At 45.1% G+C, this 906-nt stretch carries 1 protein-coding gene; it reads left to right on the plus strand.

Annotated features, from left to right (window positions below):
• Positions 1-179 precede the first annotated feature (179 nt).
• Positions 180-906 (plus strand): phosphoserine transaminase (locus A3735_RS20155; RefSeq protein ID WP_231882587.1); only part of this gene is annotated, 727 nt, incomplete at its 3' end.

Raw genomic sequence — 906 nt, forward strand, 5'->3', positions numbered from 1 at the left:
ATATCGCGCTACCTCTTGAACGAAAAATACAGGGTTGTAGTGTTTTAAGGCCGCGGTCATTAATACAGTAAAAGCGATGATTAAAAAATAACAATCTACGTCAAGCCTTTACCCTAACAGCCCTAAAAATGATAGGATAGCGCAAATTTTTCTAATCTATTTAGTCAGAGATCAGCGCTGTGCCAATTCAAAAACCAAGCATTAAACCAAATAACCCAAACTTTTCATCAGGGCCTTGTAGTAAAAGGCCTGGTTATGACGTTAACCAGCTCCAATTAGATACCTTAGGTCGATCTCATCGCGCCAAGATTGGTAAGACAGCATTGGAAGCATGCTGTACTGAAACGGCGCGTTTATTGGGTTTGCCTGAAGGTTATCGAGTGGGTGTAGTACCGGGTTCTGATACCGGAGCAATGGAAATGGCGATGTGGTCGATGCTCGGTGCTCGTCCTGTCGATGTTTTTGCGTGGGAATCCTTCGGTAAAGGCTGGATAACCGACATTACAAAACAGCTGAAGTTGGATGATGTTTCTCTCTACGAAGCGGACTACGGTAAACTCCCTGATTTTTCTCAAGCTTCTTCTTCTCACGATATTGTATTTACCTGGAATGGCACGACTTCGGGTGTCAAAGTTGAAGACGCCAACTGGATAGCTGACGATCGTGAAGGTTTGACGATTTGTGATGCAACCTCGGCAGTGTTTGCCATGGATATGCCCTGGGAAAAACTGGACGTAATCACATTTAGCTGGCAGAAAGTACTTGGCGGTGAAGGTGCTCACGGCATGCTGATACTTAGCCCTCGAGCTGTCGAGCGCTTGGAAAGCTATACGCCACCTTGGCCAATGCCCAAATTATTCCGTATGACCAAGGCAGGGAAGTTGGTTGAAGGTATTTTTAAAGGTT

Source organism: Oleiphilus sp. HI0061 (genome assembly GCF_001635675.1).